12 protein-coding genes are annotated in these 13,677 nt (G+C 66.5%); 7 read left to right on the plus strand and 5 right to left on the minus strand.

Annotated features, from left to right (window positions below; translation table 11 throughout):
* Positions 1–98 precede the first annotated feature (98 nt).
* Complete coding sequence (locus tag C7G42_RS10685) at positions 99–956, plus strand: S1C family serine protease (protein ID WP_106948980.1); 858 nt, start codon at positions 99–101, stop codon at positions 954–956.
* Positions 953–1,324 carry a response regulator transcription factor gene (locus tag C7G42_RS10690; protein WP_106948981.1) on the plus strand — a complete coding sequence of 124 codons (372 nt, stop codon included), beginning with the start codon at positions 953–955 and terminating at the stop codon, positions 1,322–1,324. Before C7G42_RS10685 ends, C7G42_RS10690 begins: the two co-directional genes overlap by 4 nt.
* A gap of 10 nt (positions 1,325–1,334) precedes the next feature.
* Here the strand turns inward: C7G42_RS10690 and C7G42_RS10695 are convergent, their stop codons facing one another.
* A complete protein-coding gene (locus tag C7G42_RS10695) occupies positions 1,335–3,674 on the minus strand; it encodes a Tex family protein (RefSeq protein ID WP_106948982.1) in 2,340 nt (779 codons plus the stop codon).
* 648 nt (positions 3,675–4,322) lie between these two features.
* Between C7G42_RS10695 and atzD the strand changes: the two genes are divergently transcribed.
* Positions 4,323–5,426, plus strand: a complete 1,104-nt coding sequence (gene atzD / locus C7G42_RS10705; RefSeq protein ID WP_106948984.1) for a cyanuric acid amidohydrolase — start codon at positions 4,323–4,325, stop codon at positions 5,424–5,426.
* A gap of 107 nt (positions 5,427–5,533) precedes the next feature.
* Positions 5,534–7,003, plus strand: coding sequence for an amidase (locus C7G42_RS10710; protein ID WP_199580831.1), 1,470 nt, complete (start codon positions 5,534–5,536; stop codon positions 7,001–7,003).
* Positions 7,004–7,133: 130 nt separating this feature from the next.
* Here C7G42_RS10710 and C7G42_RS35235 read toward each other — a convergent pair whose 3' ends face one another.
* A complete protein-coding gene (locus C7G42_RS35235; RefSeq protein WP_199580833.1) occupies positions 7,134–7,454 on the minus strand; it encodes a hypothetical protein in 321 nt (106 codons plus the stop codon).
* Positions 7,455–7,589: 135 nt separating this feature from the next.
* Between C7G42_RS35235 and C7G42_RS10720 the strand changes: the two genes are divergently transcribed.
* Together C7G42_RS10720 and C7G42_RS10725 are read left to right on the plus strand one after the other, a co-directional pair.
* Entirely contained in the window at positions 7,590–8,498 is a 909-nt protein-coding gene (locus tag C7G42_RS10720; protein ID WP_106948985.1) for a PaaI family thioesterase, read from the plus strand.
* 67 nt (positions 8,499–8,565) lie between these two features.
* On the plus strand, positions 8,566–8,934 hold the full coding sequence (locus C7G42_RS10725; RefSeq protein WP_199580834.1) for a hypothetical protein: 369 nt from the start codon (positions 8,566–8,568) through the stop codon (positions 8,932–8,934).
* Here the strand turns inward: C7G42_RS10725 and poxB are convergent.
* The 3 genes from poxB to C7G42_RS10740 all read right to left on the minus strand — a co-directional run bounded on the left by poxB (position 8,931) and on the right by C7G42_RS10740 (position 12,341).
* Entirely contained in the window at positions 8,931–10,667 is a 1,737-nt protein-coding gene (poxB, locus tag C7G42_RS10730) for a ubiquinone-dependent pyruvate dehydrogenase (protein WP_106948986.1), read from the minus strand. The two genes, C7G42_RS10725 and poxB, sit on opposite strands and share 4 nt — an antisense overlap.
* A 107-nt stretch (positions 10,668–10,774) precedes the next feature.
* On the minus strand, positions 10,775–11,407 hold the full coding sequence (locus C7G42_RS10735) for a 2-dehydro-3-deoxy-6-phosphogalactonate aldolase (protein WP_106948987.1): 633 nt from the start codon (positions 11,405–11,407) through the stop codon (positions 10,775–10,777).
* Between the two features lies 1 nt (position 11,408).
* A complete protein-coding gene (locus tag C7G42_RS10740; RefSeq protein WP_106948988.1) occupies positions 11,409–12,341 on the minus strand; it encodes a 2-dehydro-3-deoxygalactonokinase in 933 nt (310 codons plus the stop codon).
* A gap of 209 nt (positions 12,342–12,550) precedes the next feature.
* Between C7G42_RS10740 and C7G42_RS10745 the strand changes: the two genes are divergently transcribed.
* Complete coding sequence (locus C7G42_RS10745; protein WP_106948989.1) at positions 12,551–13,648, plus strand: LLM class flavin-dependent oxidoreductase; 1,098 nt, start codon at positions 12,551–12,553, stop codon at positions 13,646–13,648.
* The last annotated feature ends 29 nt before the right edge of the window (positions 13,649–13,677 follow it).

Raw genomic sequence — 13,677 nt, forward strand, 5'->3', positions numbered from 1 at the left:
CCGTGATCCTACGGGAGCCGCTCCTTGTCCTGACCACCCGGCCAGTTTCGCAATCGCCCGTGACATCCCAGATTGAGGACAACTTACAGGAGCCAGCCATGACCGACCTTACCTCCCTGTCATCCGCGCTCGCGGAATTGGTGGCGCAGACCGCGCCCGCAATCGTCTCCGTGCATTCGCATCGCTCCCGCGCGACCGGCTTCGTCTGGAAGAACGGCCTGATCGTCACCGCCGACGAGGCGCTGGCCGACGAAGGCGCAGTCGAGATCGGCCTGCCCGACGGCAACAGGGTTGCCGCGACGATCGTGGGCCGCGACCACACCACCGATATCGCGCTGCTGCGCGCCGAGGTCGCGACGGCGCCGTTCAAGCTCGCCGCAACGGTCCCGCCACTCGGTGCGTTGGCGATCGTGGTCGCCACCCACCGCGACACGCCGAGTGCGGCACTCGGGATGGTGTCGGCGTCCGGCAGCGGCTGGCGCTCCTTGCGCGGCGGCGAGATCGATGCGCGGATCGAGCTCGACGTCCGCCTGCGCGGCAGCCAGCAGGGCGGGCTTGTGCTCAGCGCTTCGGGCGAAGCCTTCGGCATGGCCGTGCTCGGCCCGCGGCGCGTGCTGGTGATCCCGACCGCGACGATCGAGCGCGTCGCGGCGCAGTTGGAGACGCGCGGTCGCATCGCGCGCGGTTATCTCGGCCTCGGGCTGCAGCCGGTCCGGCTCGACGACGGCGTCGGCGCGATGGTGATGAATGTCGACAAGGCCGGACCTTCGGCCGCCGCCGGCATCCGCCAGGGCGACGTGATCGTCGCGGTCAACGACCAGAAACTGTCGGGCGTGCGCGCGCTGTCGCGGACGCTGGGTCCTTCCAGCGTCGGCGCGGTGGTCGATGTCGCCGCACGCCGCGGCGGCGAGCCGGTCAGCTTCAAGGTCACGGTCGGCGAGAGGCCGGAGGCGTGAGCGAGGACAACGCACCGGAGATCGTGCTCGCTCTGGAGATCGACGATCCCGCGCTCGCCGGTCGCCTCGAGGCCTTGCTCGCCGGCGTCGCCGGGCTTCGCCTCGCCGTGTCGGGCGAGACCGCCGCGGCGACGATCGTCGCCCGCGATCCACGCGTCATGCCCGACGACATCGCGTTGACGCAGCGTGAGCTCGACGTTCTGGCGCTGATGGCCGAAGGCGCCTCCAACAAGATGATCGCGCGCCAGCTCGGCATCTCCGTGCACACCGTGAAATTCCACGTCGGCTCGCTGCTCGACAAGCTGGACGCCACCGGCCGCACGGATGCGGTCGCGCATGCGGCGCGCCGCGGCGTGATCGAGCTTTAGGCAGCGCGCCTCACGCGCGTTTGCCGCCGTTCTTCTCGGCCGCCCTGCGCAGCGCTTCGGCGAGCGCGCCGCCACCACCGGAGGACTCCTGCTTGCGCGGGGCGGACGAAGTCATGCGTGACGGATTGCGCGTGCCGGCGTCGCGCTGCATGCCGGGGGCGTCCTTCTTAGGCCCGACCTCGTCGTCGAGGCGCAAGGTCAGCGAGATGCGCTTGCGGGCGACCTCGAAATCCAGCACCTTCACCTTGACGATGTCGCCGGGCTTCACCACTTCGCGTGGATCCTTGATGTAGGTCTTCGACATCGCGGAGATGTGCACGAGCCCGTCCTGGTGCACGCCGATATCGACGAAGGCGCCGAAGGCGGCGACGTTGGTCACGGTGCCCTCGAGGATCATGCCCTTCTTGAGATGCTTGATCTCCTCGACGCCCTCCATGAACACGGCGGCCTTGAAGGCCGGACGCGGGTCGCGGCCGGGCTTCTCCAATTCCTTCAAGATGTCGGTGACGGTCGGCAGACCGAAGGTCTCGTCGACGAAATCCTTCGGCTTCAAGGTGCGCACGATCTCGCTGGAGCCGATCAGCGCCTTGATGTCGCTCTTGGTCGCGGCGAGGATGCGGCGCACCACCGGATAGGCTTCCGGATGTACGCCGGACGCATCGAGCGGGTCCTCGCCGCCGAGGATGCGCAGGAAGCCGGCGCATTGCTCGAACGCCTTCGGCCCGAGCCGCGGCACCTCCTTGAGCGCCTTGCGCGATTTGAACGGGCCGTTGGCGTCGCGGTGCGCCACGATGCTCTGCGCGAGACCAGAGCCCACGCCCGACACGCGGGCGAGCAGCGGCGCGGACGCGGTGTTGACGTCGACGCCGACCGCGTTCACGCAGTCTTCGACCACGGCGTCGAGCGATTTGGCGAGCTTGGCCTGGCCGAGATCGTGCTGATACTGGCCGACGCCGATCGCCTTGGGCTCGATCTTGACGAGCTCGGCGAGCGGATCCTGCAGACGCCGCGCGATCGAGACCGCGCCGCGCAGGGTGACGTCGAGACCCGGCAATTCTTCCGAGGCGAAAGCCGAGGCCGAATAGACCGACGCGCCGGCCTCCGACACCACGATCTTGGTCATCTTCAACTCGGACAGACCCTTGACGAGATCGCCTGCGAGCTTGTCGGTCTCGCGCGAGGCGGTGCCGTTGCCGATCGCGATCAGCTCGACACGATGCTTCAATGCGAGCTTGCCGAGGATCGCGAGCGACTCGTTCCACTGCCGCTGCGGCTCGTGCGGATAGATCACGGCGGTATCGACCACCTTGCCGGTGGCATCGGTGACGGCGACCTTGACGCCGGTGCGATAGCCGGGATCCAGCCCCATGGTGACGCGGGTGCCGGCCGGCGCGGCCAGCAGCAGGTCGCGTAGATTGGAGGCGAACACGCGCACGGCCTCGGTCTCGGCGGCGTTCCACAGCCGCATTCGCAAATCGATGTTGAGATGCACCTGGATCTTGGTGCGCCAGGCCCAGCGCACGGTATCGATCAGCCAGCGGTCGCCGGCGCGCTTGAGGTCCGCGATGCCGAACCGCTTCATGATTTTGAGTTCATAGGCGCTGGGCACGCCCGGCGGCGGCGCCTCGGCTTCGGCCTGGATTTGCAGGTCGAGAATCTCCTCCTTCTCGCCGCGGAACATCGCCAGGATTCGGTGCGAGGGCAGCTTGGTCAGCGGCTCGGAGAAGTCGAAATAGTCGGCGAACTTCTCGCCCTCGGTCTTCTTGCCGTCGCGCACCTTGGAGGCCATGCGCGCATTGGTCCACATCTCCTCGCGAAGCGCGCCGATCAGATCGGCGTCCTCGTCGAAACGCTCGACCAGGATGGCGCGGGCGCCGTCGAGTGCGGCGGCAGTGTCCGCAACGCCCTTCTCGGCGTTGACGAAGGCTTCGGCCACCACCTTCGGATCGTTGGTGGGCTCCGCCATCAGCTGGTTGGCGAGCGGCTCGAGGCCGGCCTCCTTGGCGATCTCAGCCTTGGTGCGGCGCTTCGGCTTGAACGGCAGATAGATGTCTTCGAGGCGGGCCTTGCTGTCGGCGGCGAGAATGGAGGCTTCGAGCGCGGCATCGAGCTTGCCCTGCTCGCGGACTGATTCGAGGATGGCCTTGCGGCGGTCCTCGAGCTCACGCAGGTAACCCAGGCGCTCCTCCAGGGTGCGCAATTGCGCGTCGTCGAGCGCACCGGTCGCTTCCTTGCGGTAGCGGGCGATGAAGGGAACCGTGGCGCCGCCGTCGAGCAACGTCACCGTCGCCTCGACCTGCTCGGCCCGAACCCCAAGCTCCTGCGCAATTTTCTGGTTGATATTTGCCACGCGAGAATCCCTCTATTCCGATCACGCAAGGCGGCGGCGAACCACCGGCTGCGGGACGCCGCTTATGGACCAACCGGGGTTGATTCATCAAGGTACCGCAGAGGACCGTCGACAGGGGATTTTTTGTCGAACCGATGCGATCTCGCCACATTCGTGAGGACGCCGCTGCTCTTGTGTCCCCCGACGCGCTGCAGCGTTCTTACGCTGCTGCGCAGAGCCGGGACCCAAAGCGGCACGGCATGCGGCGAGATGGGCCCCGGCTCTGCAGCGCACCACCCGGACGATGCGCTGCGTCCGGGGCAAGAGCGGAGAGGTTTGGGCTCCGCTCGCTCCGCGTCATTGCGAGGAGCACTTGCGACAAAGCAATCCAGAATCCCTCCGCGGAGAGACTCTGATTGCTTCCGCCTTCGGTCGACATGACGGAGTATGAGGTCACAGCTTGCTTCTCCAAGTGACACTGTCATTCCCGGGCGAAGGCGGGGAATCCAGTACGCCGCGGCCTCTCGATTCGACAACCGCCGGCTCGCCGTACTGGATCGCCCGGTCAATTTCGCGCGCACCGGAATGACGCGGAGTGTTGCACTTGACAGACGCCTCGGTTCTACGCCTGTTTGATCCCGCCGGGACCACCGAACTCCGAGGATCAAAATGCGGACCACATCGGTCGGCGTCTTCAAGATCGCCACCAAGGGCCCCGGCGACGTGTCCGGCCTCGTCAGCCTGATCGTTTCAGGCGTGATCGATCCAGCCGCCATCCTGGCCGTTCTCGGCAAGACCGAGGGCAATGGCGGCGTCAACGACTTCACGCGGGAGTATGCGGTTGCGGCGCTGTGCACAGCGCTCGCGCCGAAGCTCGGCCTGACGCCACATGAGGTCGAGCAGCGCATTGCGTTCGTGATGTCGGGCGGCACCGAGGGCGTGCTCAGCCCGCACATCACGGTGTTTACGCGCGAGGAGATCGGGAGGCCGCCTGCCGGCATCTCCGGCAAGCGCCTGAGCATCGGCATGGCGCAGACCCGCGATTTCCTGCCTGAGGAGCTCGGCCGCTCGGCGCAGATCACCGAGACCGCCAAGGCCGTGCAGGCCGCGATGGCGGATGCCGGAATCACCGATGCCACGGACGTCCATTTCGTGCAGATCAAGTGCCCGCTGCTCACCAGCGAGCGCGTCGAGACGGCGGCCGCGCGCGGCAACAAAACCGCGACGATCAGCTCGTACAGCTCGATGGCCTATTCGCGCGGCGCCTCGGCGCTCGGGGTTGCGGCCGCGCTCGGCGAGGTCACATCCGACATTCGCGATGAGGACGTGCTGCGGCGCTACGATCTGTTCTCGAAGGTCGCCTCGACCTCGTCCGGAATCGAGCTGATGCATAACGTCGTCATCGTGCTCGGCAATTCGGACAGTTCAGCCAGCGAGTTCGTGATCGGGCATGCCGTGATGAACGACGCAATCGATGCGCCCGCAGTGGTGTCTGCGTTGCAGAGCGTCGGGCTTGGTGCAAATCCGCAGCCGGACCGCGAGCTCGTCAACATCTTCGCCAAGGCCGAGGCTTCGCCCGATGGCAGCGTGCGCGGCTCCCGCCACACCATGCTGGAAGATACCGACGTCAGTTCGACACGCCATGCCCGCGCGGCGGTCGGCGGCTTGATCGCAGGCCTTGCCGGCACGGGGGTGGTCTATGTTTCCGGCGGCGCCGAGCATCAGGGGCCGGCTGGCGGCGGACCGGTTGCGGCAATCGCACGACTGTTCTAATGCCCCGACCTGTCCGCCCGGCGCAACCCTGCCCCTCGTGCCGGCTCAGTTGATTCACGCGGTCCCTTGCTAAAAAGGTGACGCCGCACCTCAAGGGATTTGACTTCATGACTTTGCCGATGAGCTGGACTGAATGGGCGCAGCACGATGGCGTCGCGCTGGCGGGGCGTGTCCGCAAGGGCGAGCTGACGGCGAAAGATCTGGCGCGCCAGGCTGCAGCGGGTGTCGCCAAGGTCAATCCGGCGCTGTCCGGCGTGGTCGAGCTGTTCGAGGACGTGATCGCCGATCCCGCGAAGGACGGCGCCAATCTCGCAGGTCCGTTCGCCGGCCTGCCATTCCTGATGAAGGACCTCGGGCCGACCATGAAGGGCCGGCTGCAGGAAATGGGCTCGCTCTTGATGCGCGGCAACCGCGCCGCGGCCGATACGTTCCTCACCGGCAAATTCCGCCAGGCCGGCCTCAATCTGATTGGACGCACCACCACGCCGGAATTCGGCGTGTGCTCGTCTGCCGACAATCCCGCCGTCTACGTCACCCGCAATCCCTGGAATACCGATTATACCACTTGCGGCTCGTCGGCTGGCAGCGCTGCCATGGTCGCCGCCGGCGTGGTGCCGATCGCACATGCCACCGACGGCGGCGGATCGATCCGCATTCCCGCCGGTGTCAACGGCAATATCGGGCTGAAGGTCTCGCGCGGCGTGTTCTCGCTGGCGCCGCACATGTCCGACCTCACCGGCCTCGTCTCGATCCAGGGCTGCCAGTCGCGCTCGGTGCGGGACACCGCGGCCTTCGTCGATCACGCCCGCGGACCTGCGCCCGGCGAGTTCATGCCGTTCTGGACCACGGCGCAGCCTTATTCGGAGATGATCAAGCGCGATCCGGGCAAGCTGCGCATCGCGCTGTCGCACAGCTGGGGCGACTACACCGCGACACCCGAGCTCGCAGCCGAACTGGAGAAGACCGGCCGCTTCCTCGAAGGCCTCGGCCACCACGTCGACTACGCCCTGCCCGAGCTGGACTTCCGCGCCGCGTTCGAGGCGCAGACGATGTGCTACATCTCGAATTTCGCGGTGGTGATCTCCAACATGCTGGCCGCGCGCGGGCTGGAAAAGCCGCCGGAAGATCTGATCGAGCCGATGAACATCCGGATCTGGGAAGCCGGCCGGCACACCAGCTTCGCCGAGCGGGCGAAGATGCAGGGTGTGTTCAACACCACGTCACGCGGCTTCGGCGCCTTCTTCGAGCAGTGGGACGTGATCCTGACGCCGATCATCGCGCTGCCGACGCCGAAGGTCAGCACCAGGGAATATCTCACCATCTCCGACAATCCTGATGTGCTCGACTGGTTCGGCAATCTCTGGCGCTTCTTCGCCTTCACGCCGCTCGCCAATCTCTGCGGCATGCCCGCGATCTCGATGCCGATGGCGAGCCAGGACCACGGCCTGCCGCTCGGCATCCAGGCCATCGCCAAGCAGGCCAATGACGGCCTGCTGCTGCAACTCGCCGCCCAGATCGAGCGCGCGCTCGACGGCAAGTGGAACGGCGGCAGGAAGCCAAAGGTGCATGTGAGCTGAGGCGGAGCCGATCTACGTCGCCTCGTAGCCCGGATGGAGCGAAGCGCAATCCGGGGAGCGATGACAAAAACTCCCGGATTACGCTTTCGCTCCATCCGGGCTACACGCCCATCGTCAAAAGATGGCTAGCTCAATTCTTCACCGCCGGGATCTCCTCCGTCACCGGCTGCTGCTGGCCCTGCCGGAACATCGCCAGGGCCTTGTCGAGCGCTTCGCGCAGCGCAAGTGCCGCGGCCACGCTGCAACGCAGATGCGCGGTCTGGACCACGTCGACCCTGACGGCCGCGCCGACCGGCATCAGCAAATTCGCGGCGAGCTCGATCTGGATCGCGCCGTTGTGATGGCCGAAGCAGGACGCGCCGTCGAAATAGATGATCGGCGCCCGCTCCGAGCTGGAGCTCGAAATGGTGACGGGCCCCTGGTTGTTGGCGGGCGTTTCGGGGTCGGCCATGGGCACTCCTTGGGGCTGGTCGGCGAACGAAGCGCTCACCATCGGTGCTTCGGCCTGCTCTGTCGAGGCCAAACCGGCCCGCGCGGGGTCGATCCGGGTTTTGCGCGGCGCGCACAGCTGGTCTAGAACGTTGCCATGTCCACTTTGCCATCCACGCTCCCGTTCGAGGAACTCGCCGAAGCCATCAAGGGCCGCCGCTCCGATTACGGCCAGATCAGCGGGCTCCAGCTCGACCGTTTCGCGCCAAGCGAGGCCTGGTCCAGCCTGCCCTATCGTCCCGTCTTCGTCGGCGACACCGAAACCGGCGTGCTGCATGGCGGCGTCGTCACGGCGATGCTGGACGAGAGCTGCGGCATGGCGGTGCAACTTGCACTCGACGGTACGAGCGCGATCGCAACCCTCGATCTGCGCATCGACTACCAGAAGCCGGCCACGCCCGGTCTCGACATCAAGGCGCATTCGGTCTGCTACCGCACCACGCGCTCGATCGCCTTCGTGCGCTCCACCGCCTATCAGGAGTCCGAGGATGATCCGGTCGCGACCGCGACCGCCTGCTTCATGATCGGCGCCAACCGCACCAACATGCTGGCCGATCGCAGGATGGACTTGCGCAGCATTCCGACGCTGGAGGCACCGGACGATCCGGACGGTCCGTTCGCGAGCAGCCCGTTCGCGCGCGCCCTCGGCATTCGCGTCAATGACGACGGCACGCTGACGATGCCGTTCTCGCCGCAGATCATCGGCAATCCGATCCTGCCCGCGATCCATGGCGGCATGACCGGCGCCTTCCTCGAGACCACTGCGATCTTCGGCGTAAGGCGCGAGCTCGGCATCGCCGCGCTGCCCAAGCCGATCGGACTCACCATCAACTATCTTCGCTCCGGCCGCGCGCTCGACACCTTCGCCAACGTGTCGATCGTGAAGCAGGGCCGGCGCATCGTCGCCTTCGAGGCGCGCGCCTGGCAGGACGATGCGGACAAGCCGATCGCCACCGCCTTCGGTCATTTCATGCTGCGCCCGACGCCCGGACGCGACGAGGAATAGACGCATTTTGACTTGACGGCCGCAGTTCCGGCCACAACGATGGGACGTCCCCGCGAGAGGTATTGGATTGCGGCATCCGCTCGACATCATCGCCATGTTCGCCGCACTCTGGCTGCTGGCCTCGATGATGCTCGACGCGTTGACGCCGAAGGAACTGACCGCGATCATGATCGGCGTGGCGATCGGGCCTGCGATCGTCATCACGGCCGTATTCTACTACCTGCGCTGCCCGCGAACGGACTTCGCGGTGATGTTCGCAGCACTTTGGCTGATCTCGGACATCGCGATCGCCTTCGTCTCGCCGACGCACCTGCCGCATTTCCTGATCGTGCTCGGCTTCGTGCCGGCACTGACGGTCGGCAGCGTGCTGCACTGGCAACGCTTCCAGCGCCGCCACGAGCAGCCGCTGCCCGCGCCATTGGTGAAGCGGGGCTAGCGCGGCAGGAGATTCGTCTTGGCGAGGTCGAGCACCTCGTCGCCGCGGCCGTTCATCACCGCGCGCAGCACCCAGAGGCTGAAGCCCTTGATCTGCTCGGGCGTGATGGTGGGCGGCATTGACAGCTCCTGCTTGGCGGTGACGACGTCGAGCAGCGCCGGCCCGTCATGGGCGAGCATCTCCTTGACGGCACCGGGCAGTTCGCCGGGGTCCTCGACACGCTTGGCAAAGATGCCCATGGCGCGCGCCATCGCTGCGAAGTCCGGATTCTTCAGATCGACATTGGTATCGACGAAGCCCGCCGCCTTCATCTCCAGCGCGACGAAGCCGAGCACGCCGTTATTGAAGACGACCACCTTCACCGGCAGCTTCTCCTGCGTCAGCGTGATCAGATCGCCCATCAGCATGGTGAAGCCGCCGTCGCCGGACAGCGAGATCACCTGGCGGCCGGGCTGGGCGGCCTGCGCGCCGACCGCCTGCGGCATCGCGTTGGCCATCGAGCCGTGCACGAAGGAGCCGATCAGCCGGCGGCGGCCGTTCATGTCGAGATAGCGCGCGGCCCACACCGTGGGTGTGCCGACATCGGCGGTGAAGACCGCATCGTCAGACGCGTGGTCGCTGATGACCTTTGCGAGATATTGCGGATGGATCGGCTTGCTGCCGGGTGTGCCTTTGGCGAGCGAGTCCAGCCCCTCGCGCGCCTTCTTGTAGTGCGCGACGGCGTCGTCGAGATGCTTGCGCTGCGTTTTCGCTATTAACAGCGGCAGCAGCGCCTCGATGGTGAGTTTGACGTCGCCGACGAGGCCGAGATCGATCTTGCAGCGACGTCCGAGATTTTCCGGACGGATGTCGATCTGCGCGACCTTCGCATCATCAGGGAAGAACTGCTTGTAGGGAAAGTCCGTGCCGAGCATCACCAGCGTGTCGCAGGCATGCATGGCGGCGTAGCCCGAGGAGAAGCCGATGAAGCCGGTCATGCCGACGTCGTAGGGGTTGTCGTATTCGACATGCTCCTTGCCGCCGAGCGCATGCACGATCGGGCTCTTCAGCGCTTCCGCCAGCTGCATCAAGGGCGCATGCGCGCCGGCGCAGCCGCGGCCGCAGAACAGGGTGACGCGCTCGGCGCCGTTGAGGAGATCCGCCAGCGCCTGCAGCTCGTCCGCCTGCGGCACCACCTTCGGCGCCGCCACGCTGAGGCCGCGCGTGGTCGACAGCGCCCGCTTCGGCGGGCTACGAAAGGCGACGTCGCCGGGCATGGCGACGACGGCGACGCCGCGCAGGCCAACGGCCGCGCGGATCGCGTTCTCCAGCACGAAGGGAAGCTGGCTCGGGTCGGAGACCAGCTCGCAATAATGGCTGCATTCGCGAAACAGGTTCTGCGGATGCGTCTCCTGGAAATAGCCGCCGCCGATCTCGGCCGAGGGGATCTGCGCGGCGATCGCCAGCACGGGAACGCGGCTGCGATGCGCGTCGAACAGGCCGTTGATCAGATGCAGATTGCCGGGACCGCAGGAGCCCGCGCACACCGCGAGGCTTCCGGTCATCTCGGCTTCGCCGGCGGCGGCGAAGGCGGCGACCTCCTCGTGGCGGACATGGATCCATTCGATGGTGCCGCGGCGGCGCAATGATTCGGTCAGGGCGTTCAGGCTGTCGCCGACGATGCCGTAGATGCGCTTGACGCCGGCCTGCTCGAGCGTTGCCACGAACAGATCGGCCACGTTGTTGATCGCCATGTCGGTCTCCTGCTGTCGCCAGTCACACTGCGCGATACGTCACGTCAGCATCGCGGCAATATGAGGCACAATAGGTTATGCCGGGTTCACGGCTAGTTTATTGTCCGTCAATCTTTCTGAATTGCCCGATCGTAAGCCGTGATCGTCGCCTTGGCGCGCGCGGCGACGTCGGCCGCGCTCATGCCGGGCGTGTAGAGGCTGGAGCCGAGCCCGAAGGCGGTGACGCCGCCCTTGATGTATTCCGCAAAGTTCTGATCGGAGACGCCGCCGACGGCGGCGATCATCACACCCGACGGCAGCACGGCGCGGATCGCGGCGATGCCGGCCGCGCCCAACACGCTGGCCGGGAAGAATTTCAGACCCGATGCGCCCGAGCGCGCCGCAAGCAGCGCCTCGGTCGGAGAGAACACGCCGGGCAGCGTGACCATGGCGTATTGATGCGCACGCACCAGCACCTGCGTATCCACATTCGGCGAGACCATCAGCCTGCCGCCGACGTCGTTGAGACGATCGACATCCGCGGTGGCCAGCACCGTGCCTGCGCCGATCAGCACGTCCGCAGGCGCCTGCTTCACCGCCGTTGCGATGGAGCGGAACGGATCGGGCGAGTTCAGGGGGATCTCGATCGCTGTCATGCCGGCTTCGATCAGCACGCCGACGATCGCCTCGGTCTCCTCGGGCTTGACGCCGCGCAGGATCGCAACGAGCGGCCGCTTCATCGGGGGAAAGGGAATGCTCATCTCAAAGATCCTTTGATTTCGTCCAGATCGCGGCAGCCGCCATCGAGAGGCCGCGGCGAGCGGCTTCATCCGCATCGACCGGATCAACGTTGACCGACAGCGCCTCGAACGCCAGCCGGTACAGCACCGCGAGCCGCCCCGCGGCAATCAACCTGACACCGGCTTGCGGCACGGAGCCGGAGAGCCCGGCCGCCAGCTCGACGCCGATCAACGTGCCCGACAGCGTCTCGCGCGCCGCAGCCGGCGTGCCGCCGAACAGCAACTGGCGCGACCGCGCGCCGAACAAATGATTGGCGACGAAGGCCGGCGCGTCATGGGCGGCTCTCACCGCGGCCTTGAAGCTCGCGATATCGTGGGCCTCGTCCTCGTCCGCGCCCGCGACCGCGAGCGACAGGATGGTCTCGCGCGAGATGACGCTGAACAGCTCGCCGGTCATGAAGGTGGAGAAGCGTTCGACGACGCCGTCCTTCACCCGCACCCATTTCGAATGCGTGCCGGGCATGCAGACCAGCGCCTCGCCGGCGGCCTTGAGGCCGAGCGCGCCGAGCAGCTGCGTTTCCTCGCCGCGCATGACGTCGGGGGCGCTTGCGTCGCGCTGCGCGATACCCGGCAGGATGCGGATGTCGCGCGCTTCGCCGGGGACGCGCACGGCCTGCTTCAGGACGGCCGCAAGCGGTGCCGGCGTGTCGACATAGCCGGCCTCGACCCAGCCGGTCTTGGCGCCGGCCATGCCGCAGACCAGAACCGGCAGATGATCCGGCGCTTCGATCGCCGCGAGATGCGATTGCAGCACGGCCGGAAAGCCGGCCTTGGCGGCCGCCAGCATGCCCTCACCGCTGCGGCGCTCGGCCAGCACCTGGCCGGCACGATCGACCAACCACAGCCGGAAACTGCTGGTGCCCCAGTCCATCGCGACATAAGCGGGTTCGGTCATTCTGTCCTCGTCTCACGGCCGGGACGCCGTCTCGCGACAATGAGACGACGTCTTGGGGTCTGACGCCGGGATACCGGCTATTGCACGGGCAAACCAGCCCTTTCTCTGCGATTTGAAGCCACCCCGCACTGGCACAGCGCTTGCTGAACCGTCCCCGCTCAACTCCGTCAACGCGCGACAAGACGCGTCAACATCAGATGAGGAAACCCATGGAGATCGGCTATTTCACGATGCCTTCGCATCCGCCGGAGTGCGGCCTGAAGGAAGGACACGATTGGGACCTACAGGTCCTGCGCTGGCTCGACGAGCTCGGCTACCAGGAAGCCTGGATCGGCGAGCACCACACCGCGCCCTGGGAACCCAATCCCACGCCGGACCTGCTGATCGCGCAGGCGCTGATGCAGACCAAGAACATCCGCATCGGGCCGGGCGGATTCCTGTTGCCTTATCACCACCCGGCCGAGCTCGCCAACCGCGTCGCGATGCTCGACCATCTCTCCGAGGGCCGGCTCAATTTCGGCGTCGCCGCATCCGGCCTGCCGAGCGACTGGGCGATGTTCAACGTCGACGGCATGAGCGGCCAGAACCGCGACATGACCCGCGAGGCGCTCGAGATCATCCTGAAGATGTGGAGCGATCCCGCGCCCTGGACCTACAAGGGCAAGTTCTGGACGGTGACCAAGCCGGACACGATGTTCGACTTCCTCAAGCCGCACATCAAGCCGTTGCAGACGCCGCATCCGCCGATCGGCGTCGCCGGGCTTTCCAAGAACTCGGACACGCTGAAGCTTGCCGGTGAGCGCGGCTTCATTCCGATGAGCCTCAACCTCAACCCGGCCTATGTCGGCAGCCACTGGGACTCGGTCGAGATCGGCGCCGCCAAGACCGGGCGCAAGCCGAACCGCGCCGATTGGCGCCTCGTGCGCGAGGTGTTCGTCGCCGACACCGACGAGGAGGCCTGGAAACTCTCGACCGGCGACATGATGGGCCGGATGATGGGCGAGTACTTCCTGCCGCTGCTCGGCCATTTCGGCTTCAAGGACTATCTGAAGCACGCGCCGGACGTGCCCGACAGCGACGTCACCGTCGAATATTGCGCCAAGCGGAACTGGATCGTTGGCTCGCCGGCGACGGTCGCCGAGAAGATCGAAAAGATCTACGACGAGGTCGGCGGCTTCGGCGTGCTCTGCGTGTTCGGCTTCGACTACAAGCACAAGCCGGAAGCCTGGCACCACTCGCTCTCGCTGCTCAAGAACGAGGTGATGCCGCGCCTGAAGCATCTCGGCTCCGCGAAGAAGGCGGCTTGACGATCAGCGGGTGCGGCGCGATCGTGACG

It is taken from the genome of Bradyrhizobium sp. MOS003, from assembly GCF_003020125.1.
GTDB lineage: Bacteria > Pseudomonadota > Alphaproteobacteria > Rhizobiales > Xanthobacteraceae > Bradyrhizobium.

Excerpts from the sequence above, each read along its gene's own strand:
- C7G42_RS10720 (WP_106948985.1), top strand. The coding sequence starts at position 7,590 with ATGTCCACTTTGCCATCCACGCTCCCGTTCGAGGAACTCGCCGAAGCC.
- C7G42_RS10710 (WP_199580831.1), top strand. The coding sequence starts at position 5,534 with ATGACTTTGCCGATGAGCTGGACTGAATGGGCGCAGCACGATGGCGTC.
- atzD (WP_106948984.1), top strand. The coding sequence starts at position 4,323 with ATGCGGACCACATCGGTCGGCGTCTTCAAGATCGCCACCAAGGGCCCC.
- C7G42_RS35235 (WP_199580833.1), bottom strand. The coding sequence starts at position 7,454 with ATGGCCGACCCCGAAACGCCCGCCAACAACCAGGGGCCCGTCACCATT.
- C7G42_RS10685 (WP_106948980.1), top strand. The coding sequence starts at position 99 with ATGACCGACCTTACCTCCCTGTCATCCGCGCTCGCGGAATTGGTGGCG.
- C7G42_RS10735 (WP_106948987.1), bottom strand. The coding sequence starts at position 11,407 with ATGAGCATTCCCTTTCCCCCGATGAAGCGGCCGCTCGTTGCGATCCTG.
- C7G42_RS10745 (WP_106948989.1), top strand. The coding sequence starts at position 12,551 with ATGGAGATCGGCTATTTCACGATGCCTTCGCATCCGCCGGAGTGCGGC.
- C7G42_RS10740 (WP_106948988.1), bottom strand. The coding sequence starts at position 12,341 with ATGACCGAACCCGCTTATGTCGCGATGGACTGGGGCACCAGCAGTTTC.
- poxB (WP_106948986.1), bottom strand. The coding sequence starts at position 10,667 with ATGGCGATCAACAACGTGGCCGATCTGTTCGTGGCAACGCTCGAGCAG.